This window comes from Gluconobacter cerinus (genome assembly GCF_002723935.1).
Classification (GTDB): Bacteria; Pseudomonadota; Alphaproteobacteria; order Acetobacterales; family Acetobacteraceae; genus Gluconobacter; species Gluconobacter cerinus.
The window spans coordinates 523,755-545,164 of the sequence record NZ_BEWM01000001.1 but is presented as its reverse complement, the minus strand read 5'-3'; the positions used below and the strand labels follow the sequence as shown (position 1 = coordinate 545,164).

Here is a 21,410-nt window from a genome sequence, read left to right as displayed (position 1 = left end):
TCGTCATGACCGTAGAGAATGGCTCGCAGCTTCCGAGTAGCGAATTTGCATCACTGGCGCTGGACGGGGACTCGTTGGCCCAGCTTCAGTCCGTGCTGGAACGCGTCGAACAGGGGCGTGGTGTCCTTGTCCGTCTGGCGGATCTGATGGGAGGAGCCGTCGGGCAGGCTGCGCGACTCGGGATGAAAGGTCTCGGCCTTGCGCCCACGGTGCAACAGAAAATTCAGAAGACGGCTGAAATCGCGATTGAACGTGCTTTCAATATTGCAATTGTCGGGATCAAGAATGACGTCCCGCTCGTTCGTGAACCGTGGCGTGAGAACGCCGGACAGGCTGCTGTTGCCGTGTCGGGCGCCGTCGGCGGGTTTGGTGGAATTTTTGGACTGGCCCCTGACGTCGGGTTCACAACCCTGACCATCATGCGGGAAATCGCGCGGATTGCCCGAGAAGAGGGTGAAGACCTGCGTGATGAGGGAACACGCCGCGCGTGCCTTGAAGTGTTTGCACTCAAAACTTTCCCTGCCCGTCAGGAAGAGGACGATGGGGAGCTCGGGTTCTTCTCCGCGCGTGCTTTGCTGCGTGGACGCCCGGTCGTGATGCTGATTTCCGAAGTGGCCTCTCATTATGGAATTGGCCTGTCGCGGAAGTTCGCGTTGCAGATGGTTCCTGTTGCAGGTGCGCTCTGTGGTGCTTCGCTTAACGCTGCCTTCCTCGCCCATTATCGCGCACTTGCGCGGGCACATTTCACGATCCGTCGTCTGGAGCGCACTCACGGTCGCGCTGTTCACGAAGCTGCAGTGGACATTCGCTCAGGTGCCGCATCGGAAACTTTTTCCTGATTTTTCAGGGCGCTGAACGAAAGCTGGAAATATGATGCCGAGCAGTCTTGTCTGGCTGAGTTTCACATTGGTTCTGGCTGTCGTGCAGCTGTTTCTGACGTCAGCTGCCTGCCGCAGGCAGGATGGTGTGCAGTGGGCCACGAGTAACCGGGATGGCGAAGCCCCGCGATACACAGGCGTTGCCGCCAGAATGCGGCGGGCACAGGCAAATTTTCAGGAGACGCTCCCGATCTTTATCGGGGCAGTCCTTGTGGCCCATGTGGCCGGTCGGGACGGAAGTCTGGTGACCTGGGGAGCAGGCCTCTACTTCCTGGGGCGACTGGCTTATATTCCAGCCTATGCCCTGGGTCTGGGAAGCATCCGCAGTTTGATCTGGGGTGTGTCTATGATCGGGCTGTTTCTGGTTCTGGGCGGACTGATCTGACGATCAGCTTCGCTTGGGGCGAAGGCGCCAGAAGTCCAGCAGGCCCCAGAACACAATTCCTGCAAAACAGATTTTGACGAGGGCCATCAGCAGGCCGTCAGCTTCAGGGAGCAGGAAGCGTGCGAGCCCGAGCGGAATCAGACAGATCAGATAAACAAACGCTATAGGCAATGCAGTACTCCATCGAGATTGGAGTACTATGTACCACATCCGGGTACAGAAAGGTGAATAATCCCCCATGTGCGACGCGAAGCAGAAACCGGATGTCTGACATTACGCCTGAAATCCTGCTGGATGCTTACGCCTCGGGGATTTTCCCGATGGCCCCTGATCGGGACAGTGATGAGCTCAGCTGGTATTTTCCAGAGGAGCGTGGAGTACTTCCGCTCGACGCAATGATTGTTCCCCGCAAACTGATGCGTACGATCCGGTCCGGCAAGGTTCAGGTTACATCGGATCGGGCCTTTGGAGATGTCATGCTGGCCTGTGCAGACCCTGCGCCGGGCCGGGAGGAAACATGGATCAGCCCGAAAATCTGTGACCTCTATGGCGCTCTGCATCAGCGTGGTTTTGCGCATTCGATCGAAGTCTGGGACGACGGTACCCTAGTCGGGGGGCTGTATGGCGTTGCCCTTGGCGGAGCATTTTTCGGGGAGAGCATGTTTTCCCGCCAGCGTGATGTTTCCAAGATTGCATTGGTTCATCTCGTTGCAGGATTGCGAAAGGGAGGGTATCGCCTTCTGGATACGCAATATACCACTCCCCATCTGACAACGCTTGGGGGCATCGGTATCCCGGCGGCAGATTATCTGGCGCTGCTGAACCAGGCTTTGACTGTCCGTACCATCTGGCCGGATGATTTCAGTCTGCACGCCCTGCGCGATGACATCGCGTCTCTGCGCCCACATCCAGGAGAATCCTGATGATTTCATTCCTCCGGCGGCATCAGTCTGCTCTTCTCATTGGCCTGCTTCTCGCAGGCAGTGGCGGATCGGCTCTCGCTGATGACCATCCGAGACTGGCGCCAGCGCGTGATGCGACCGTGACCTATCACCTGTCTGCTCCGGCCTCTCAGGGCGGCGATGTGAAGGTCTATTTCTCAGGCTCGGGTGATCTGCTGCGGATCGACTCAGCAGATGGGCAAGGCATCACGATTCTGGACCGGCCGGGGCAGGTCGTGACGCTCGTGATGGTGCCGCGCAAACTGTACGCACATATTCGTCCCCAGCACGGACTGCATAATCCGTTCATGCTGGATCTGGGCATGAAGTACACCAAGGGCGGTAAAGAGCCGATTGCCGGGGCCGTCTGTGATCATTGGGATATCCAGACAGCCCATGGCAAAGCTTCGGCCTGCGTGACGGATGATGGTGTCATTCTCGCCGAGGATGGTGTGGATGCCGATGGTGCCTCGGGCTCTATCCGCGCTGTAAGCCTGTCCTACGGGGATCTCCCTACCGCGACGTTCCAGCCCCCGGCTGGTTTCCAGGAAATTACGCCCCGCACGGCGTCTCGCCGTCAGGGGGGAGCCAGCAATCAGGCGAACACACTAACCCCGTCTCCTGTGCCGGAAGGTGGCGCTGCAGGCGATTCCAGTGTGCAGACGCCGGGTCATATTGCGGCAGAAGGTACTCCTGCGGAAACGTCAGGTCCTGCGGCTCCAACGCTTTTGCCAGGGCAGGTTGCGCCGTCACAGGATACAACCCAGCCATCTGTTCCTAATGATTCGGCTGGCGACGGAACGGTCTCCTCACCTGATCAGCCGCCAAGCGGACCAGTAAACGGTGGCATGAAAGAATGAAGCGTATTTCTCTGGTCGCCGCCTTTACCTTGGCTGTTCTCGTAGTCGGCGCAGCGAACGCTGCTGACACCATGACGGCCCCCTTTGTCACACCGATGCACGATGCGGATATCGATTACGTCATGGTGGGGCCGGGAGGGCAGCATCTTCACCAGCGGATGCGCTGGAACTCGCAGATGTGGCGTCAGCGCGTTGATCCGGAAGGGGCCGCAACGGTCATGCTGACGGATTACCGGCTTCATCGTCTGATGGTTCTGGATACGGCTCTGAAAACTGCCACGGTTACCGGGGCCCCGGGCGAATCGTTTTCCGCTCCGGGAACACCTGCGCCAGGGGTGTGGAAACAGGTCGGTCCGGCCACAATTGCTGGGGAGCCGTGTGTCATCTGGGAAGCCGCGGACACGGACAACAAGCCCACAGACTTCTGTTACACGGCGGATGGTCTGCTGCTCGGCGCGACCCAGAGCGGACGGCTTGTGGTACAGGCTGCCTCGGTAAATCGAGCGTCTCAGTCAGCAGAACTCTTTGATCCACCAGCCGGTTATCACCGGATTGACCTGAAGCACTGAGAGGGGCGGGCAATAGTCATAATTTGAGAAAATCTTGCCATGATTGTTGCCTTTTCCTGCCATTTTCGTGTGGCAGATTTCTTCTCACAGGACGGACAGGATCTCTTCTGATCCCCCGTCTGACGTAATGAGGAGATTTGCCATGCGTCGCATCACCCGTGCAGTCCTTCTGGCTGCGCCCCTGCTGATCGGCACGGCAGTAGTTGCCCCGAATGCCGTAGTTCCCGCCGCTGAAGCTCATTGGCATGGCGGATATGGCGGCCCCGGATACGGTGGCCCAGGGCGTGGATATTATGGCCCGGGACCGGGCTGGCATCGTGGCGGTCATCGTGGAAATACCGGTGCCGTCGTCGGTGGCATTCTAGGTGGTCTGGCAATCGGTGCTGTTGGTGGCGCTATGCTGAGCAACTCTTATGGTCCGCCACCACCGCCGGTCGTGTACGCCCCGCCGCCACGCGTGGTTTATGCGCCACCGCCGCCGGTCGTTTATGCTCCGCCGCCGCCAGTTGTGGTTTATCCGCAATACTGAGCCCTTTTTACCCTTCGTCCGCCTTGATCGGGCGAAGGGTGTCAGGCAATCATGGTGCTTATGACAGATCATGCTCTTCAGGTGGGCGACCAGGCCCCTGCGTTTTCGCTTCCCGTCTCAGGAGGCGGTACCGTCAGCAGCGATGCGCTGAAGGGTAAGCCATATCTGCTTTATTTCTATCCGAAAGCTGACACGCCCGGCTGTACGACGCAGGCCTGCTCCATTCAGGAGAACCTGCCGGCTTTTGACAGTGAAGGCCTCACCATTGTTGGTGTCAGCCCGGACGCCGTCTCAAAAATCGAACGCTTTGCTGCAAAGTACTCACTGACGTTCCCGTTGGCGTCGGATGAAGACCATGTGGTGGCTGAGGCCTATGGTACGTGGGTTGAGAAATCCATGTATGGCCGCACCTACATGGGTATGGAACGCAGTTCCTTTCTGGTGGATGGGAGCGGCGTAATCCGTCATATCTGGCGCAAAGTTAAGCCTGCTGAGCACTCTGCCCTGGTGGCAGAAGCTTTCCGGAGCCTGACCTCAGGGGCCTGAGAGCCTCTCCAGCCATCTCTTTCACAGACAGGGAGAACGCCGGAGGCTTCCCGGCATACCAGTCATGGCCCTCCCTGATCCTTACACACCTGGCCCGTTTCATTTGCCCCGTCATCTGCATGTTGCACGGTGGGCCTGCATTGCCTTTGTTGCTCCTGTCGCCGTGGCAGGCGCGCTGTCGGCTGTCCTGTTGTGGAAGCTGGCGCATGGGCCGGTCGATATCACTGCGGTTTCACGTCTCATTGAGCCGGTGTCTGTCGTCGCAGGCAAAAAGCCGGGGCATCCCGCGGGGCGCCTTTCGTGGTCCCGGCTGCGTGTTCAATGGCAACCAAGCTCAGGTGGTATTTCTGCGGGGCTGATGCTTGAAGCACGCGGGCTGACGGTTGCCCGGCTGGATGGAACGCCTGCCGAACAGGCCGGTGAGGCCGATACGGTTCTGGCACTTGCCCCGCTTCTGCACGGCATCATCGCCCCGCGCAGATTGCGCCTGCAGGATGTCACGCTGGTTTTGCGTCGTCAGCCGAATGGCGATGTCGATCTGGATCTGCCATCCCAGAAACACGGCGGCCGCGGTGTTCCGACACAGATGGACCGATTGGCGGCCCTGGACCTCAAGAACGTCAGCATTACGCTGCTAGGGCTTCCCAATGGACAACGACTGCTATTGGGGCCGATTGAAGCACACGGGCAGCGGCTGAAAGTCGCTGCTGCGTCTCATGATTACCTATGGAATGGTTGGTGGCGCAGTTCCGTGCGCGTTGGACCATTCCAGACGCTTCTGACGGCAAAAGGCGGACAGACATCCGCGACCACTGGCCAGTGGCATCTGACGTCTACGACGTTCCGACCGTCCGGGTTAAGTATGTTTGCCCCGGCTCTGGCGGCATGGGACGTTCCCCTCACAGTGGGTGCGGATATTCATGTCGTGCCTCATGGCATGGGAGAGCTTCCAGCCAGCATTGAGATGCAAGTTGCCCTTGGAGCCGGGCATGTTGCGCAGAAAGAAGCGCTGCCCGTTGATCTGCGTGACGGCAAGGCATCCCTTCATCTGGTTATGGCAAAACCTGGGACAGAGGGCGCTGCAAGGCTTTCCGTTCCTGACTGTTCGCTGACGCTTGCTGATACCAATAATGCCCTGACGCACCTTCATGCGACTGCTGATCTGACCGTCGATGATCTCCAGCATATTCATGTGCTGGATGGAGATGCGACGGCCAGTCTTGATGGGTTTGATTTTGCGACGCTCGGGAGCGTTTGGCCTGCTGGTATCATCAAGGGCGGGCGGAAATGGATCGCTGCTAACATCACCAGCGGGCAGGGCCGGGACCTGATGGTCCGAACCCATCTTCATACGAGCGATGGGCTGTCGCACATCCTCCCCACCAGCATGGATGGCCAGTTGCTGGGCCATGACCTGACCGTGCACTGGCTGCGGCCTGTGCCGCCCGCGACGGGGATTGATGCACGTCTCGGGTTTGATGGATTTGATACGCTGGTTCTTGATCTGGAGCATGGTCAGCAGGCCACGCCAGATGGAAACATCAGCATTCCTGACGGTCAGGTGCGCATTGGCAATCTTTACGAGAAAGGTCCGACGACAGGGGACATCAAAACCCATCTTCAGGGATCGGTCGCGGCTTTTCGGGATATTCTCTCTCATCCCAGGCTGCATCTTCTGTCACGGCATCCGCTTCCGTTCACGGAGCCTTCGGGGACTATTGATGCGGAGGCTCGGCTAACGCTGCCGCTGACGGCGCGTCTCAAAAACAGTGACATTCATGTTCAGGCCAAAGCCTCATTCGCCAATGTGCATCTGGGCAATGTTCTGATGGGGCGGCCTGTTGATGGAGCGTCCGGCACACTGGGGGCGACGGAAAACGGCCTGAACCTGACAGGGGATGGGCGGTTGTCAGGTATCCCTGTTCATGTCGCGCTGGATGAAAATTTCCAGCAGGGAGCGCCGGGAAGGGTGTTGCAGGATATTCGTGCAACGGCGCTTCTGGACCCCCTGTCTGCAGTGAAGTCGCATCTTGTGCCGGCGGGTTTGTTCACGGGGCAGGCCACGCTTTCAGCGCATTACATTGAGCATGCTGATACGCTTGCGGATCTTGCTCTTTCCCTGAACATGGAGAAGGCCGGAATTACTGTTCCGGTCTGGACCAAGCCTGAAGGGGAGGCAGCTGTTGCGGCTGCCCATATTGGCTTTCGGGGCCATGACATGGTGGCGCTGGATGGGTTGCAGGCGCATGGTCAGACGCTTTCTGTCGCAGGTCGCGGCGTAACGCAGGCTGGACGTTTAAGCAGCATCATTATTGAAGGATTCCGTCTGGGCCGAAGCGAAGGTGACGCCCAGATTATGTTACCGAAGGAGCCGTCCGCTCCCATTCAGATCGCTCTGGACGCTGATCCGCTGGATCTTGCGCCACTCTTCGATCCGGCCTCGCGCAAGGCTGCCCGGGATGCGGCAGAAGCTGCGTCACGCGAAGCAGGGAGCCCTGCCGCCGACAAGACTTCCGGTGTTGGCGATGCCTGGTCCATCGATCTGCACGCCCCGCGGGTCTATTTTGGTCCTAAAGGGCTGGTTGGGGGCGTCGTGTCGCATATTGAGCTGCGAAACGGCAGCCTGACATCCGGGCGATTTGCATTGGATGCCCCATCGCGTGTGAGAGCCGTTCTGGCCGATACAGGCCGGAGGCAGCCCTTCGTTCTGGATGTGGACAATCTGGGAGCACTGCTGAAAGGGTTGGGCTTATATGATCGGATCGGCGGCGGCGCGGCACATTTGGATGGGAATTTCCTGCGCGAGAAAGCTGGCACGTCGGGCCTTGGGCTGGGACTTCCGCCCTTCCGGGGGCAGCTGGAAATCGGGCCGTTCCAGTTCCTGCAGCCGCCCTTTACCCTGACAGCCGTTTCCGATCTTTCCCCGCTTCACTGGTCGCAAAGCCGCACGGATCGTTTTAGCGTAAGCCACGTGTCCACGAAGATTGCTCTGGAAGGGCGAAAGCTCGTTCTGCGCGATGGAACAATCGGGAATCAGGCGCTTGGCGCCACTGTAGAAGGGCCGGTGGATCTGGATACGTCAGCGTTGTCTCTGCATGGCACTATTGTGCCACTCTTTGGCCTAAACGCGCTGCCGGGGAAACTACCGGGGATCGGGCATATTCTGGCGCCAGAGAAGGGCGGCGGTGTATTGGCCGCAACATTTGATGTGACGGGTGTCGTTGGTCAGCCTGAGTTGACCGTCAATCCGCTTTCCATGCTTCTTCCTGGAGCTTTACGGAAAATTCTCCAGTAGGCGCTCTTCCTTAAAGTCACAGCTGTTCCGAAATATGTACGGGAGTTCTATGATCGTTCCCGTATCAGGAGGCAGCCATGGCGGACATGACAGATCTGTTCGGGACAAATCCCGGACCTGCGGGGCGCGAGCCGCCGTCCCGTGGGAACATGCAGTCTGCTCGGCAGCCTTCACCGCCCCGCCCTATTGAGGCTCCAAAAATACCCGCTCGTCCGCCTTCACGGACGCAGCCCCTCGCAGATCGTCTGCGCCCGAAAACTCTGGAAGAGGTGCGCGGCCAGGATCATCTGCTGGGGCCAGAAGGTACTCTGACGCGAATGCTTGCGCGGGGCACATTGTCCAGCCTCATCCTGTGGGGTGGGCCCGGCTGCGGCAAAACGACCATTGCGCGCCTGTTGGCAGGCAAAGCCAATCTTCATTATGCACAGATTTCGGCTGTTTTTTCTGGTGTGGCTGAACTGCGCAAAGCCTTTGAAGAGGCAGATCGGCGTCAGGAAGTAACAGGCCGTGGCACGTTGCTTTTCGTGGACGAAATCCATCGGTTCAACCGGGCGCAGCAGGATGGATTCCTGCCGTATGTCGAGCGCGGGACGGTCGTGCTGGTGGGGGCGACAACAGAGAATCCATCTTTTGCACTGAACGCCGCGCTTTTATCCCGATGTCAGGTTCTGGTGCTAAACCGGTTGGACGATGCCAGTCTGGAAGCATTGCTGACGCATGCGGAAAAAAACGTAGGCCATCGCCTGCCGCTGGATCGGGAGGCGCGTGCCAGCCTTCGGGCAATGGCGGATGGCGATGGACGCTACCTGTTGAACATGGTGGAGCAGCTGGTTGTTCTGGACCCTGACAGGGAACTGACCCCGAAAGATCTTGCGGCTATCCTGTCCCGACGGGCCATTCTGTATGATCGTGATCGGGAAGAGCATTACAATCTCATTTCTGCACTGCACAAATCCCTGCGGGGAAGCGATCCGGATGCAGGGCTATACTGGTTCGCCCGGATGCTCGAAGGTGGCGAAGATCCGCGGTATATCGCCCGTCGCCTGACCCGGTTTGCAGCGGAAGACGTTGGGCAGGCGGACCCGAACGCTCTGCCGATGGCCGTAGCTGCCTGGCAGACTTACGAGCGGCTGGGGTCGCCGGAAGGTGAGCTGGCGCTGGCGCAGGTCGTGGTTCATCTGGCGACGGCGCCCAAGTCGAATGCGGTGTATATGGCTTACAAGGCGGCGCGGAAGCTGGCCCGTGAGACCGGAAGCCGCATGCCGCCGTCTCATATTCTCAATGCCCCGACAACGTTGATGAAAGACATTGGCTACGGGAAGGGCTACGAGTACGACCATGATTCCGAAGACGCATTTTCGGGACAGAATTATTTCCCGGAGGGCATGGAGCGGGTCTCGCTCTATCAGCCGACAGACCGGGGTTACGAGGGCCGTATCAGAAAACTTCTGGACATACGGGCCGCCAAAAGGGCATCCCGCGATCCATGAAAGTTTCCAACCGCATTGTAACCGAAGACGAAGCCGATCTGCGCCTCGATCGCTGGTTCAGACGTCACTACCCCAATCTCACCCAGGGCGCGCTCCAGAAGCTGTGCCGTAAAGGCCAGATCCGCGTTGATGGTGGCCGGGTTCAGAGCAACGCACGTCTTGCTCCTGGGCAGAGCGTGCGTATTCCGCCGCTGCCGGACATGACCCGTCAGGCCCCGCTGCCGCCGCCAGATCCGATGCTGGTGCGCGAAATCGAGAAGATGGTGATCTATCAGGATGATCATCTTCTGGTGCTGGACAAGCCATCCGGTCTGGCTACGCAAGGTGGCCCGGGTATCACCAAGCATGTGGACATGATGCTGGACGGCTTGCGCAAGGAAGACGAAGACCGTCCGCGCCTTGTGCACCGGATTGACCGGGACACGTCCGGTATTCTCCTGATTGCGCGTACGCCTGGTGTCGCTGCCAAACTGGCAGCAGCATTCCGTGGGCGTGATGTTGGTAAGACCTACTGGGCGATTGTTGTCGGCCGCCCGGCGCAGGCGTCTGGCATTATTGACCAGCCTCTGGCCAAAATTGGTGCGGGTGGTGCTGCTCTTGTCGTGGCGGCGTCCCGCGGTGAAGAAGATGCGGTTTCCGCCAAGAGCGAATACGAGACGATCGACGCTGCGGGAAAGAAGTTCTCTTGGTTGGGCCTGTCTCCGCTGACGGGACGGACACATCAGCTTCGTGTGCATTGTGAGTCTCTGGGCACGCCGATTGTGGGTGATCCGCGCTACGGTGGGAAAACCGCTCATCCGGAAGGCTTTATCGACAAGCTGCATCTGCATGCCCGTCAGCTGGATATTCCGCATCCGGCCGGTGGTCGTCTGATCGTGACGGCACCACTGCCGCCGCATATGCGTGAAACGTTCCGTTCACTTGGGTTCGTGCCGGGCGATACACCTGCGCCGAAGCGCATCAAGGGAAGCAGAGGGCCTGCAAAATGAGGAAACTCACTGGCGCGCTCATCGGGGTCATCGTTGCCTTCGTGGGCGTCAGCATTGCTGCACATGAGCTGATTGATCAGGATGCGCTGCGCCAGCGTGTGGCCGAGGCTCTGAAAAAAGAGACGGGTCTTTCGATGGTGGTGAAAAGCTCCACCATCCAGATCCTGCCCTGGCCGTCTTTCGAGGCGCGCAATCTGGTGTTGCAGCGCCCAGGCCAGGCTCCGGTGTTTCAGGCCAGGACCGTGCATGCAGGTCTTTCCGTTCTGGCGCTTCTTCACCGCGAGGTCCGATTTCAGGATTTCGTAGTGGATGGCGCCACGCTCTCACTGGAGCGCGATGCGGACGGGAATGCCAACTGGACGTTCAGTCAGCCATCGCGTTCAGACGCAGGTGGCGCAGAGGCCCCGTTGCCGGTTCGACAGCATGTTGGTGAGCGCGTGCAGGCTCACTGGGATCTTTCTCTGGATGCGCTGCATCTGACGAACAGCACAGTGAGTTGGCGCGACCAGGCTCAGAAAATGAGCGGTAGCTTCCAGATCGGCACGATGGATCTGGCTGGTCTGCGAAGCCAAAGCCCTTGGATCAATTTGCAGGGGAGCCACGGCGGAACCCCCTTCACGGTGCAGGGGCATGTGGGGGATCTGGCCCTTCTGCGCTCTGGCGCAAAGCCATGGACTTTCAGCCTGGGTTCGACGCTTGGAACGGATGCCAAGCGCGACTGGCTGAATGTGGACGGTCAGATTCATGATGCATCGAATCTGCGCGGCCTCGTTCTGACTGCGCAGGGAGAATGGCCTAATCTGCAGGATGCTCATCGCCTGTTTCCTCATGCCAGCTTGCCTGACATGCGTGGACTGGGTGGAGACATCACGGTGCAGGGTGATGCCGGGCAAGTGGCGAATGCGACCTGGACCGAAAAGGCGCGGGCCTTACTGGCGAGTCTGGCACCCAGCCGCATCCATCTGCATGTTGCGGGTCTGACGGTTCGTGGAACAGCGGTCAGTAATCTGCACCTTGATGCTGATGCAGCATCTGCGCCGCTTTCGGTGGCCGCAGATGTGCTGTGGCGCGATACGGGTTGGAGAATCCTTGGTAAAGCCGGGACCCTCGAACAGGTTGATCTCGCAAGACGTGATCATTTCCATACGGAAGTACCTGTTGAGGCAGAACTGCGGTCCATGCCGCTGTCTCTGTCCACCGCGTTGAATGTTGAAGGCGCGACGCCGCCCATTAATGCTCAGGATGATGCCAAAGTAACGGTCTCCGGCACTGTAGGAGCCGAGAAGAGTCATCTCGTGGTGCAGGGCGGGGCTAAGGCGCTTCATCTGCCGCGCGTTCTTTTGCATGACGTTTCACTTCAGGGCACGGTCAGCAGTAAAGGGCTGAGTGAAGCCACGCTGGATGATATGGCTTTCAAGAGCCGCGAGGCAGACTTCGATGGCGCCCTTCATCTTCTGACTGATGAAAACTCTACGCCGCTCCTTAACGGGCATCTGCATGCAACCCAGCTTGATCTGGATGCGCTGAGAGATGTCTGGCTGAAGGATGTGAAAGCAACTGCTCAGCAGCCTGCGAAAGCTCCGCCTGCAACTATTCCGGGAGCGACGGGGACCGTAGAAAAAGCAGCGACACAGCCTGTTCAGATGCAGGATCAGTCTTCTGTTCCCGCCGTGTCTGACGCAGGTGTTGTGGAGAGTGCGGCTGTGCCTTCATGGGTCAAGCGTCTGCGAGCCCAGGACCTTGACCTTCATCTGACGCTCGACCGGGTTGTGTTCTATGGACATGACTACACCAACCTTGCCACGCACCTGACCCTGTCAGACGGTCATCTGCGCCTTGAGCCGATTTCCGGACAAGGGCAGGGACTGACCTTATCGGGACAGGCCGATCTGGATGCATCCCATCTGCCGGTCACAACTCATTTGACGTTCCAGCCTTTGGTACTCCCGATCGGTCTTCTGGAAGAGGGGCTGGGGCTGCCATTGCTGCTTCAGGGGCCAGTCCAGCTTGTGGGGGAAGTGTCGGGTCAGGGCCAGACGGCCGAGGATTTGCGGCAGTCTTTGAGCGGGCATCTGGGCGTCTCCATGGTGGACGGGAAAGTGGACAGCCAGATCCTGGGCCGCATTGCTGGCCCAGGCGCGGATTCCCTTCTGGGAAGCGGAGTGCGGCCACTGCGTTGTATCGGTCTGCACATGGCGCTTGCCAACGATACGGCCACGCTGGACACGATTGGGCTCCAGTCTGGCCGGTTCTCTACGGCTGGGCATGGTGAGGTCCGTCTGGGATCGCAGGAAATCCAGTTGCATCTCGTGCCCAGTATTGACTTCGAAGGTGCCGGTGCTTCCACCCCTGTTATCGTAACGGGCACCTTGTCTGCGCCACAGGCGAAGCAGGACAGGGATGCCGGTGGCCGATTCCAGCTTTCGATTGGTGGGGAAGCGTCGGCTGATCCCTGCACAGCCGCGCTTGCGGCTGCCCGTGAAGGGCAGGCTGGACCGCCGCCGTCCGAGCAGTCTCATCATCACAACAAAGCGGGTGACATTCTGCGCGCGCTGGGAGTTCTCCATTGAGCAGCCGCAAACGATTCTGGCAGAGCGTTTCAGTTGGGGAGCGCGACGGGTTGTTCTCTCCTGAGTTGGACGGACGGCCCATCCGTCTTCCTCAGGGAACTGTACTGGCCGTTGCCTCGCAGTCCCTGGCGCAGGCGATTGCGGCAGAATGGGAGGCTATTCCAAAGGATGCCTCCTTTACGCCTGAACAGCTTTCCATGACCCGCGTTGCCGGAACCATGATCGAGCGGATTCGCCCGGATCTAATTGAGGCGCGGGAAGCGCTTCTACGGTTGGGTCTGGATGACGGGCTCTGCTATCGCAAAGGTCCTGCCGACTCGACAGTGGAGCGCGTCTTTGCCTGGCTGGCGACGCAGGGCATTCGTCCGGAAGTAACAGACGGGCTTATGCCTGTAACGCAGTCTGGCGATTACGTGACGGGGCTGGAGCGTCTGCTATCCCGGCAGGGAGAAGCGGAGCTCGCGGCCCTAGGGGTGCTGACACAGTGTTTTGGAAGTCTGCTGCTATCTCTGGCGCTGCTTTACGACGCGATCAGCTTGGAAGAGGCGGTTTTTGTCGCGAATGCTGATGAACGGCAGCAACTTCTGGTCTGGGGACAGGACGATGAGCTGATTCGCATCATGGCAATTCGGGAAAAAGATGCTGCGGAAACCATTCAGTTTCTAAAGTTGGCCCAAAACACCTGATTTCCCGGTTTAGGGCATGATCTTGCCATAATCGGGGCGCATCTGGCGCTGTGACAGAACGAGATGATTAGTGACTGGCTTCCACAGGGAGTTATGGCGCAGTTTCCGCTCTGTCCTGCAATGTCAGAGTCGAGGAAGATATGTCGGTATCCGTCAGTCGTCCCATGCGTCACATGGGTAAACGTCTTGTAGCAAAGTGCTCCATGGGGGCATGGTTTCTGCTTGCCGCTACGCCGATTATTGTCGTGGTCTGCGCTATCCACGGTTGAAGCGCCATGAACTGGGCCTGAGAACCTGTCAGGCCTGTCGCTTTTGTTAGTGCGACAAGAAAAAAGCCCACTCTCCGCTATGAAGAATGGGCTCTGGATTTTTCCTCGAAAGTAAACCTGGACGCTCAGGCGTCTCCGTTATCCGGCACCATAATGCTGACGGCAGCTGTTGCTGCAATCCCTTCCTCACGGCCTGTGAAGCCGAGGCGTTCCGATGTGGTGGCTTTCACGGAGATGCGGCTGACATTCACCTGTAGCAGCTCTGCCAGACGGTCCTGCATCGCCTTGGCATGAGGGCCGATTTTCGGGCGTTCGCAGATCAGAGTGATGTCAGCGTTGACAAGGAAGCCGCCACGGGCACGGATACGTTCGCCAGCGTGGATGAGGAAGCGGGCGGAGTCCATATCCTTCCACTCGTTGTCCGTTGGTGGGAAATGACGCCCAATGTCGCCCTCAGCCAGCGCACCATAAATGGCGTCACAGAGCGTATGGATGCCGACATCGGCGTCTGAATGACCGGCCAGACCCTTCGTATGGGGAACTTCAATACCGCAGAGGATCAGCTTGCGGCCTTCCTCGAATGCGTGGACGTCATAGCCAAGCCCAACGCGGGGTAGCAGGTTACCGTCGATTACACCTTCAAGACGCATCAGATCCTCCGCAACTGTCAGTTTGATATTGTTGTCCGAGCCCTGAACGATGGCGACCGGATGGCCTGCATGTTCCAGCAATGCGGCATCATCGGTGCGGGCATCACGTTGGGTTCGGTGAAGTTCGAGCAGGGTCGGGAAGTGAAAGCCCTGCGGGGTCTGTGCGCGCCACAGCCCTTCACGGGAGACTGTATCGACAATGATACCGTTTTCCACTTTCTTGATCGTATCGCTGACCGCAACGGCAGGGATAACACCGGCATGGGCCTTCAATGCCTCAATGACGTTCTGAACTACCTCGGGCGGCACGCAGGGGCGTGCTCCGTCATGGACAAGCACGAGATCCGGGGGCTCTGTCAGATTTGCGAGCGTTTCCAGTCCGTTGCGTACACTGTCATGACGCTCTGCACCGCCTGATACGGGCGGCAGAACATTCAGCCCGGCCAGACTGTCAGCCAGCAGTGGGTCATCTCCTACGGGAAGCAGGATATCCACGTGTGGAAGCAAAGCTTCAGCGGCACGGCGGATGACGGGTTTTCCCCTGAGCATCCGGAATTGCTTGCTGGAGCCCTCATCCTCGGGCGAGCCAGCTGCAAAGCGCCGGCCACGACCGGCGGCGAGAAGAAGGGCAGCAATACGCATGCGCGCAGGAATGGGCTGCCGGGCGCGCAACGTCAAGGGTAGGTGTCAGGAGTTAGTGCAGCAGCCCGGCTTCGTGGGGGCTGTCGAGGCTGAACGTGGGGATATGCACGTCAAAGCGCTGGCCTGAAACAGGTTCGAGCATGTGGTACGTGCCGCGCATGAAGCCACTCGGTGTGGTGAGCATGGCGCCAGACGTATAATCATACTGGTCTTTCGAACCGATGATGGGCTGTTCTCCAACAACGCCATCTCCGTGAACGTGTTCAGTCCGTCCAAGGCCGTCCACAATTTCCCAACTCCGGGAAATTAGCTGGAAGGTGTCCTTCCGACCATTTTCAATGCAGATGTGATACGCCCACGCAAAGCGGTGGTCTTCGGGCTGGGACTGGTCGTCCAGCCAGAACGTGCGGACGGTTACGGTCACGTCGTCCGTTATCTGGCTGAAACGGGGGGCGTTTTCCATGGCTTCGGCCATTGCCGCTTCCGGATCAGCCAGGAGATGGGGTTGGGATGACTTGTCAGGCATAACGCCATTCTAATGTCATCCCGCGCCTTTGTCAGGAAAACTTATTTTGCAGCGTGAGCAGCAGCGGCACCGGCGGTGACGTCTGCAATCAGATCGGCTGCATCTTCCAGACCAACGGAGAGACGAATCACGCCGTCGGTGATGCCCAGACGTGCGCGTTCATCTTCGCCAACACGCATATGCGTTGTGGTTGCCGGATGCGTGGCCAGACTGCGGGCGTCACCCAGGTTGTTGGAAATTGCGATGAGACCGAAGGCGTTGAGGCATGCGAAAGCACCGGCCTTGCCGTTCTCGACTTCGAAAGCGACGAGAGATCCACCGTTGCTCATTTGCTTCTGAGCAAGTTCATGCTGCGGGTGATCGCTACGGCCTGGATAGCGGACATTCACAACGCCCGGCAGGCCAGCGAGCGCATCTGCGACATCTGCAGCATTGCGTGCCATGGCTTCGGTCCGAAGCTTGAGAGTTTCCAGCCCCTTCAGCAGTACCCATGCATTGAACGGAGACAGCGCGTTACCCGTGTTGCGGGTGAAGGGCTGGAGGGTCTCCTTGATCCATTTGTCGCTGCCCAGAACAGCGCCACCTAGGACACGGCCCTGACCATCAATGTGCTTCGTGCAGGAATACAGCACGACGTCAGCACCGAGCTTGAGGGGAGACTGTCCGATGGGGGATGCGAACACATTGTCCACCATCAGCAGCGCGCCTGCCTTGTGCGCAAGGTCTGCGATGCGCTGGATATCGAGAACGTCCAGCATTGGGTTGGACGGGCTTTCAATCAGAACAGCGGCTGTCGGGCGGGACAGCGCGCGCTCCCATGCCTCATAGTCATCACCATCGACCAGTTCCGTCTCAATGCCGTAGCGCGGCAGCAGACTGGTGACGATCCAGTAACAGGACCCGAAGATGGCGCGGGATGCGACGACGCGCTCCCCAGTCTTCACATGGGCCAGAAGAGCCGAAGAAACGGCACCCATGCCTGTAGAGGTCGCGATGCAGGCTTCAGCCCCTTCGAGCAGAGCGAGACGCTCCTGCAACGTGTCGACAGTAGGGTTGCCGAAGCGGGAATACTGGAAGTGCTCCACGTCACCCGTAAACGTCGCTGCAGCCTGTTCGGCGCTGTCGTAGACAAAGCCCGATGTCAGGAAGATGGCTTCGGACGTTTCACCGAATTCAGTGCGGTTCGGTGCGTCGTGCAGGAGACGGGTAGCAGTACGCCAGTTTTCTGAAGACATAGATCAGTCCCTCCATAAGGTTTCCACCCGGATAGGCGGAAAGCATGTGGCGGGCCGTGGAAGTCCTGGGAAATCTTGAATGGAAAACCGCAGGGCCTCTTTAGCGCAGTTATTTATCCTCGCCGCAAGCCGGCCGCTCAAATCACGAGGATGAAACGGTCTTTATGGCCATTTCACGAGCGGACTATGGGCCGAGGAGTGGTTTTGCGTCAACACCCCTTCGGCATGGATTGCAGAGGCGCAAAGGGGGGGATATAAGCAGCGACGTCGCGGGTGTAGTTCAATGGTAGAACGGCAGCTTCCCAAGCTGCATACGAGGGTTCGATTCCCTTCACCCGCTCCAGACTTTCCTGAAAATTATTAGTTCGGCCCGTTCATTTTGGGCATGGGTGGCGCGCTGAGCGTGTCCTGATACTCGTTGCCGTCCCAGATCCACTTGTCGTTCTTGCCAACGAGAAGGTCATGCATGCCTTTATGGCGTGTGGGGAGAACGGAAATATCGCCGTTCACGGAATCCAGAACTGTTTTCCAGCTGTCGTTGTGGCGCAGATAGACGGATGTGGTGCAGCCAGCAGACCCACAGAGCCGGGCTGACTGAAGCTGAACGAACAGGGCTTCGTCATTCTTCCCAGCAGAGAGCGGGGCAGAGCCGACGAGCACGACCGGCTGATCGTGATGCTTGGCGGCATCTTCCAGATCGTCCGTGTTCAGTTTGCGGGCATCGATATCAAGCTGCGTGCCGGGATGGGCAGACAGGATGACCGGTGCGGCCCCTGCGCTGACGGCATTTGCCTGACGCGTGTGATGCGTCCGGTGATGCGTTGTCGCAGCGCTCACCGTAGCGGCGACCGAGAGGGCTGAGACTGTGAGCAGCGCCAGATGGCGAAGCCGGATACGGGAAAGAATCTGCTGGATCGTCATGATGTTATTCTTAACACGGAATTAAGCCTGTCGATCCATCGGAGATTTCAGGTTTATTCGTGGCGAAGGGTGATAACCAGCACATCACGATAGGCAGGTTTGTCTGCATCCTGTGGGGTGACGGCTGTAACGCCGTGGTAAACGCGATGATCGTCCACGATCGCAGCATCAAATGGCTTGGTCAGGGTGAATGAGCCCAGAAGATCTTTCTGGTCATCGTGGATCGTCGTCACACCCTGCTCAACGTTGTGGCGGCCGATCATCAGGACGAGCACCCAGTCCACACCGTCGCGGTGCATGCCTTCCGGGGTGGGGCGCCCTTCACTGTCAGGATTGGCTTCAATCCGGAACTGGTGAACCTCTGCATGCCACGTTTCGGGCCGTGATTCGGAGGGTGTCAGGGCATCTGCGAATCGGCCAATTGTCCGAATGGCTGCCAGCATGGCGGGATGAGTGGCAATCGCGTCTTCAATCGGCCCGAACCAGCGCTCGATGCCGCCATTGAGCAGGTTGTGATCCCGGCTCTGATAGTGAGGCTGATTTGGTTTGCGCGTGATGTTTTCGGAACTGACCGTAAAGGTCGCATAGCGACGGCGGCGGTAGCGGCCCCCATCGGCCATGTAGAGATCAAGACCGAGGTCGTTCCAGCTGGCGGCAAAACTGTCCCAGTCTGTCAGGCCTTCGTGCTCCAGAAGCGGACGCATGGTATCCGCCTGGAGAAATTTGAAGCCCTTGTCAGACAGGACGTTTTCGACCCGCTGCATGGTCTGATCGAACGTGGAAGGCAGATGTGCGTCGGTCATGTCCGCTCACTTGGTGATGCCACGGCCCGACGGTCACATCTGTCGGGCGATTTCAGGCGCCGAGGTCTGGCTTTACGGGAGAAAGATGCTCTTTCACCGTTGTGCAAGCCGTCTTTATCAGGCCCACGATACCAGCCTGATGCTGGCGGTACAGCCCTTCGTGAATAAGGCGTGCAAACAGACCGGACACCAGGCCGCCACCGAAGCTGCGATTGGCATCCAGCATGCCCCAGCCGTTATAATCGCCGAGGGCCACGACGGCGCCGCGATCATTATAGACGAATGGTGCAGGTGTCTGGCCCGCAACGATCTGCGGCAGGACGCGCCCAACATACTGGCCTTGCTGGCGGGCAGCCTGAGCCGTTGGGGCCACTGGTGCGGCGTCAATGCGGGCGCAGTCGCCAATCGCAAAGATCTTGGCATCTTCAGTTGTCTGAAGCGTCTGTGTCACGCCAAGCTGCCCTGCACGGCCGCGTTCCAGGCCATCAAAGAGGCCTGTGGCATCAGAGGCGCGAACACCCGCAGCCCAGACCCGGAGAGTCGCAGGAATCTGCTCGCCGGACTTGAGATTAAAACCATGCTCGTCAGCGCCAACAACCATGGCGCCCGTACGCACAGAAATGCCAAGCTTTTCGAGCTGGCTGGCTGCTGCCGTGGACACGGCTTCCGGGAAGGCGGGAAGGATGCGCGGCCCGGTTTCAATCAGGACAGCATCAAGACCCGTTTTGCGAACTGACGGGCCGAGGCCGGGCGCTTCATCAATGGCTTTGCAAAGCTCGGCAGCGAGCTGAACACCTGTGGCGCCACCACCAACAATACCGAGGCTCAGTTTTTGACCAGCAGCGCGCGCTGCCTGAAGAGCCTTGCGGAATTCGGAGTACAGAGTGTCTGCGTCATTGAGGCTGTCAATGAAGCGACAGTGATCGAGAATGCCTGGAATGCCAAAATCATTGGCGCGGGAACCCAGCGCGACAACCAGATAGTCGTAGGGGAGGGTGCTCCCGTTTTCGAGCGTGACTGTCTGAGCGGTACGGTCAACGGCGGTGGGCAGGCTCTGGACAAAGCTGAAACCGAATTTTTCAGCAGTTTCGGTGAAAGGAATACAGTTGCCGTCGTGCTGCATCGTGCCTGCTGCAAATTCATGCAGTGAAGGCTTCCAGTAATGGACCGGGCTGCGGTCAACGAGTGTCACGGCTATGTTGTTTCGGCGACCAAGGGCCGTAGCAGCCTCAAGACCTCCGACACCGCCACCGAGAACAACGACACGAGTTGCAGCAGACATGGACAGTTTCCTCATACCAAGCGCCCGCCAATTGGAGCGATACCTGTGCTAACGGGAGGCGGAGGGCTGCACAACCCCCGCTCCCGCTCTCGTGTTGATCGCTCTAGCTGCGGTAAGAACCATTGATGTCGATGTAGCCATGCGTCAGGTCACACGTCCACACGCGGGCCTGTCCATCATCAAGCCCCATATCGACTGTAATTTCGATGTCCTGGCCCTTCATGTGCGCGACGACCGGGGCTTCATCGTAGTTCTCTACAACGCCACCATCGCGCGCGATCCAGGTTCCGCCGATGGCAACGGACAGAAGGTCGCGGTCTGCGGGTTCACCACTCTTGCCTACAGCCATCACGACACGGCCCCAGTTTGCGTCTTCACCAGCGATGGCCGTTTTGACCAGTGGCGAGTTGGCAATCGAGAGCGCAATGCGATGTGCGGAAAGATTGGAGTCAGCACCGGTGACTTCAACGCGGATCTGCTTCGTCGCCCCTTCGCCATCCCGGACAACCAGCAGGGCAAGCTCCAGAAGCAGGTCATTCAGGGCGAGGGTAAATTCGGCGAGAGCGGGATCGTTGACGTCATCAACGGCCGGATTATCGGCCAGGCCGGTTGCGAACAGCATCAGGGTGTCTGACGTGGAGGTGTCCGAATCGACTGTGATGGAGTTGAAACTTTGCGCGCAGCCAGAGGCTAAAAGGGACTGGAGAACATTTTGGGGAAGCTTCGCATCCGTCGCAACATAGGCCAGCATCGTGGCCATGTCGGGGGCGACCATTCCAGAACCCTTGGCTATACCCTGAAGGCGAACCGGCTTGCCACCAATCGTCACGTCGCGACGCGCGGCCTTGGGGAAGGTATCCGTCGTCATGATGGCGCGGGCAGCCTGCGCCCAGTTATCTTCCAAGAGGCCAGCTTGGGCAGCGGGCAGGGCAGCAATAATTCTGTCCTGTGGAAGCTTTTCCCCAATGACGCCTGTCGATGAGAGGAAAACGTCCTGCGGGGGGCAGTCGAGCAGCTTGCTCACAGCGTCTGCACAGTCTTCGCAGGCCTGAATGCCGGCCCGGCCTGTGAAGACGTTGGCGTTTCCAGCATTGACCAGAAGAGCGCGCGCATAGGGAGTTGTCTGAGCCTGGCGGCACCACAGGATGGGTGCGCCAGGGCAGGCGTTCTTGGTGTAAACGCCTGCGACAATCGTGCCGGGGACAAATTCCGCGAGCATCAGGTCTGTTCGTCCCTGATAGCGGACGCCCGCGGCGACGGCGGAAAGCCGAACACCAGCAACCGTTGAAAGGTCCGGGAGAGGACGGGCCAGCGGAGAGACGGGGATCGGCTTTGCCATGGTCT

21 protein-coding genes, 1 tRNA gene and 1 riboswitch are annotated in these 21,410 nt (G+C 59.0%); of the genes, 14 read left to right on the top strand and 8 right to left on the bottom strand.

What is annotated here, in order from left to right; all coding sequences use genetic code 11:
- The first annotated feature begins 5 nt into the window (after positions 1 to 5).
- Together GCE01_RS02490 and GCE01_RS02485 are read left to right on the top strand one after the other, a co-directional pair.
- Positions 6 to 839, top strand: coding sequence for an EcsC family protein (locus tag GCE01_RS02490; RefSeq protein WP_086634383.1), 834 nt, complete (start codon positions 6 to 8; stop codon positions 837 to 839).
- Between the two features lie 31 nt (positions 840 to 870).
- Positions 871 to 1,263: an MAPEG family protein gene (locus tag GCE01_RS02485; protein ID WP_232309097.1), complete on the top strand. Its 393-nt coding sequence runs from the start codon at positions 871 to 873 to the stop codon at positions 1,261 to 1,263.
- 3 nt (positions 1,264 to 1,266) lie between these two features.
- Here the strand turns inward: GCE01_RS02485 and GCE01_RS16775 are convergent, their stop codons facing one another.
- Entirely contained in the window at positions 1,267 to 1,434 is a 168-nt protein-coding gene (locus GCE01_RS16775; protein ID WP_157091174.1) for a hypothetical protein, read from the bottom strand.
- Positions 1,435 to 1,526: 92 nt separating this feature from the next.
- On the opposite strand from GCE01_RS16775, the gene aat reads away from it, so the two are divergent.
- The 11 genes from aat (at position 1,527) to GCE01_RS17330 (ending at position 14,007) form a co-directional block, all read left to right on the top strand.
- Positions 1,527 to 2,186 carry a leucyl/phenylalanyl-tRNA--protein transferase gene (aat, locus tag GCE01_RS02480; protein WP_099210698.1) on the top strand — a complete coding sequence of 220 codons (660 nt, stop codon included), beginning with the start codon at positions 1,527 to 1,529 and terminating at the stop codon, positions 2,184 to 2,186.
- On the top strand, positions 2,186 to 3,064 hold the full coding sequence (locus GCE01_RS02475; RefSeq protein WP_099210696.1) for a hypothetical protein: 879 nt from the start codon (positions 2,186 to 2,188) through the stop codon (positions 3,062 to 3,064). Before aat ends, GCE01_RS02475 begins: the two co-directional genes overlap by 1 nt.
- Positions 3,061 to 3,633 (top strand): hypothetical protein, encoded by a 573-nt coding sequence (locus tag GCE01_RS02470; RefSeq protein WP_099210694.1) that lies wholly within the window; start codon positions 3,061 to 3,063, stop codon positions 3,631 to 3,633. Before GCE01_RS02475 ends, GCE01_RS02470 begins: the two co-directional genes overlap by 4 nt.
- Positions 3,634 to 3,775: 142 nt before the next feature.
- Positions 3,776 to 4,162, top strand: a complete 387-nt coding sequence (locus GCE01_RS02465; protein ID WP_046899957.1) for a hypothetical protein — start codon at positions 3,776 to 3,778, stop codon at positions 4,160 to 4,162.
- Between the two features lie 60 nt (positions 4,163 to 4,222).
- Positions 4,223 to 4,708, top strand: a complete 486-nt coding sequence (bcp, locus tag GCE01_RS02460; RefSeq protein WP_099211111.1) for a thioredoxin-dependent thiol peroxidase — start codon at positions 4,223 to 4,225, stop codon at positions 4,706 to 4,708.
- Between the two features lie 64 nt (positions 4,709 to 4,772).
- Entirely contained in the window at positions 4,773 to 8,003 is a 3,231-nt protein-coding gene (locus GCE01_RS02455; RefSeq protein WP_099210692.1) for a YhdP family protein, read from the top strand.
- 77 nt (positions 8,004 to 8,080) lie between these two features.
- Positions 8,081 to 9,493, top strand: a complete 1,413-nt coding sequence (locus GCE01_RS02450; protein WP_099210690.1) for a replication-associated recombination protein A — start codon at positions 8,081 to 8,083, stop codon at positions 9,491 to 9,493.
- Entirely contained in the window at positions 9,490 to 10,482 is a 993-nt protein-coding gene (locus tag GCE01_RS02445) for an RluA family pseudouridine synthase (RefSeq protein ID WP_086634390.1), read from the top strand. The genes GCE01_RS02450 and GCE01_RS02445 overlap by 4 nt, the downstream gene beginning before the upstream one ends.
- The gene (locus GCE01_RS02440; protein WP_099210688.1) at positions 10,479 to 13,052 is read left to right on the top strand and encodes an AsmA family protein; all 2,574 of its coding nucleotides are present in this window, start codon (positions 10,479 to 10,481) and stop codon (positions 13,050 to 13,052) included. The genes GCE01_RS02445 and GCE01_RS02440 overlap by 4 nt, the downstream gene beginning before the upstream one ends.
- Entirely contained in the window at positions 13,049 to 13,738 is a 690-nt protein-coding gene (locus GCE01_RS02435) for an ATP12 family protein (RefSeq protein ID WP_099210686.1), read from the top strand. The genes GCE01_RS02440 and GCE01_RS02435 overlap by 4 nt, the downstream gene beginning before the upstream one ends.
- Positions 13,739 to 13,878: 140 nt before the next feature.
- Positions 13,879 to 14,007 (top strand): hypothetical protein, encoded by a 129-nt coding sequence (locus GCE01_RS17330; protein WP_255376441.1) that lies wholly within the window; start codon positions 13,879 to 13,881, stop codon positions 14,005 to 14,007.
- 125 nt (positions 14,008 to 14,132) lie between these two features.
- Here the strand turns inward: GCE01_RS17330 and GCE01_RS02430 are convergent, their stop codons facing one another.
- The 3 genes from GCE01_RS02430 to metZ are packed head-to-tail and all read right to left on the bottom strand — an operon-like array spanning position 14,133 to position 17,060.
- Positions 14,133 to 15,299 carry a bifunctional 2-C-methyl-D-erythritol 4-phosphate cytidylyltransferase/2-C-methyl-D-erythritol 2,4-cyclodiphosphate synthase gene (locus tag GCE01_RS02430; protein ID WP_099211109.1) on the bottom strand — a complete coding sequence of 389 codons (1,167 nt, stop codon included), beginning with the start codon at positions 15,297 to 15,299 and terminating at the stop codon, positions 14,133 to 14,135.
- Positions 15,300 to 15,351: 52 nt separating this feature from the next.
- Positions 15,352 to 15,825 carry a Co2+/Mg2+ efflux protein ApaG gene (gene apaG, locus GCE01_RS02425; RefSeq protein WP_086634393.1) on the bottom strand — a complete coding sequence of 158 codons (474 nt, stop codon included), beginning with the start codon at positions 15,823 to 15,825 and terminating at the stop codon, positions 15,352 to 15,354.
- Between the two features lie 41 nt (positions 15,826 to 15,866).
- Positions 15,867 to 17,060: an O-succinylhomoserine sulfhydrylase gene (gene metZ, locus GCE01_RS02420; RefSeq protein ID WP_064273847.1), complete on the bottom strand. Its 1,194-nt coding sequence runs from the start codon at positions 17,058 to 17,060 to the stop codon at positions 15,867 to 15,869.
- A gap of 79 nt (positions 17,061 to 17,139) precedes the next feature.
- Positions 17,140 to 17,219: riboswitch (SAM riboswitch) on the bottom strand.
- Between the two features lie 110 nt (positions 17,220 to 17,329).
- On the opposite strand from metZ, the gene GCE01_RS02415 reads away from it, so the two are divergent.
- Positions 17,330 to 17,403, top strand: a tRNA-Gly gene (locus GCE01_RS02415).
- A 17-nt stretch (positions 17,404 to 17,420) separates the two neighbouring features.
- On the opposite strand, the gene GCE01_RS02410 is transcribed toward GCE01_RS02415, so the two are convergent.
- The 4 genes from GCE01_RS02410 to argJ all read right to left on the bottom strand — a co-directional run bounded on the left by GCE01_RS02410 (position 17,421) and on the right by argJ (position 21,405).
- Positions 17,421 to 17,981 (bottom strand): hypothetical protein, encoded by a 561-nt coding sequence (locus GCE01_RS02410; protein ID WP_064273848.1) that lies wholly within the window; start codon positions 17,979 to 17,981, stop codon positions 17,421 to 17,423.
- A gap of 53 nt (positions 17,982 to 18,034) precedes the next feature.
- Positions 18,035 to 18,784 (bottom strand): 2OG-Fe dioxygenase family protein, encoded by a 750-nt coding sequence (locus tag GCE01_RS02405; protein WP_046899947.1) that lies wholly within the window; start codon positions 18,782 to 18,784, stop codon positions 18,035 to 18,037.
- A 52-nt stretch (positions 18,785 to 18,836) separates the two neighbouring features.
- A complete protein-coding gene (locus GCE01_RS02400; RefSeq protein ID WP_099210684.1) occupies positions 18,837 to 20,066 on the bottom strand; it encodes an NAD(P)/FAD-dependent oxidoreductase in 1,230 nt (409 codons plus the stop codon).
- Between the two features lie 103 nt (positions 20,067 to 20,169).
- On the bottom strand, positions 20,170 to 21,405 hold the full coding sequence (gene argJ, locus GCE01_RS02395; RefSeq protein WP_099210682.1) for a bifunctional glutamate N-acetyltransferase/amino-acid acetyltransferase ArgJ: 1,236 nt from the start codon (positions 21,403 to 21,405) through the stop codon (positions 20,170 to 20,172).
- Positions 21,406 to 21,410: the final 5 nt, after the last annotated feature.

Excerpts from the sequence above, each read along its gene's own strand:
- GCE01_RS02490 (WP_086634383.1), top strand. The coding sequence starts at position 6 with ATGACCGTAGAGAATGGCTCGCAGCTTCCGAGTAGCGAATTTGCATCA.
- GCE01_RS02485 (WP_232309097.1), top strand. The coding sequence starts at position 871 with ATGATGCCGAGCAGTCTTGTCTGGCTGAGTTTCACATTGGTTCTGGCT.
- aat (WP_099210698.1), top strand. The coding sequence starts at position 1,527 with ATGTCTGACATTACGCCTGAAATCCTGCTGGATGCTTACGCCTCGGGG.
- GCE01_RS02475 (WP_099210696.1), top strand. The coding sequence starts at position 2,186 with ATGATTTCATTCCTCCGGCGGCATCAGTCTGCTCTTCTCATTGGCCTG.
- GCE01_RS02470 (WP_099210694.1), top strand. The coding sequence starts at position 3,061 with ATGAAGCGTATTTCTCTGGTCGCCGCCTTTACCTTGGCTGTTCTCGTA.
- GCE01_RS02465 (WP_046899957.1), top strand. The coding sequence starts at position 3,776 with ATGCGTCGCATCACCCGTGCAGTCCTTCTGGCTGCGCCCCTGCTGATC.
- bcp (WP_099211111.1), top strand. The coding sequence starts at position 4,223 with ATGACAGATCATGCTCTTCAGGTGGGCGACCAGGCCCCTGCGTTTTCG.
- GCE01_RS02455 (WP_099210692.1), top strand. The coding sequence starts at position 4,773 with ATGGCCCTCCCTGATCCTTACACACCTGGCCCGTTTCATTTGCCCCGT.
- GCE01_RS02450 (WP_099210690.1), top strand. The coding sequence starts at position 8,081 with ATGGCGGACATGACAGATCTGTTCGGGACAAATCCCGGACCTGCGGGG.
- GCE01_RS02445 (WP_086634390.1), top strand. The coding sequence starts at position 9,490 with ATGAAAGTTTCCAACCGCATTGTAACCGAAGACGAAGCCGATCTGCGC.
- GCE01_RS02440 (WP_099210688.1), top strand. The coding sequence starts at position 10,479 with ATGAGGAAACTCACTGGCGCGCTCATCGGGGTCATCGTTGCCTTCGTG.
- GCE01_RS17330 (WP_255376441.1), top strand. The coding sequence starts at position 13,879 with ATGTCGGTATCCGTCAGTCGTCCCATGCGTCACATGGGTAAACGTCTT.
- GCE01_RS02430 (WP_099211109.1), bottom strand. The coding sequence starts at position 15,299 with ATGCGTATTGCTGCCCTTCTTCTCGCCGCCGGTCGTGGCCGGCGCTTT.
- apaG (WP_086634393.1), bottom strand. The coding sequence starts at position 15,825 with ATGCCTGACAAGTCATCCCAACCCCATCTCCTGGCTGATCCGGAAGCG.
- metZ (WP_064273847.1), bottom strand. The coding sequence starts at position 17,060 with ATGTCTTCAGAAAACTGGCGTACTGCTACCCGTCTCCTGCACGACGCA.
- GCE01_RS02410 (WP_064273848.1), bottom strand. The coding sequence starts at position 17,981 with ATGACGATCCAGCAGATTCTTTCCCGTATCCGGCTTCGCCATCTGGCG.
- GCE01_RS02405 (WP_046899947.1), bottom strand. The coding sequence starts at position 18,784 with ATGACCGACGCACATCTGCCTTCCACGTTCGATCAGACCATGCAGCGG.
- GCE01_RS02400 (WP_099210684.1), bottom strand. The coding sequence starts at position 20,066 with ATGTCTGCTGCAACTCGTGTCGTTGTTCTCGGTGGCGGTGTCGGAGGT.
- argJ (WP_099210682.1), bottom strand. The coding sequence starts at position 21,405 with ATGGCAAAGCCGATCCCCGTCTCTCCGCTGGCCCGTCCTCTCCCGGAC.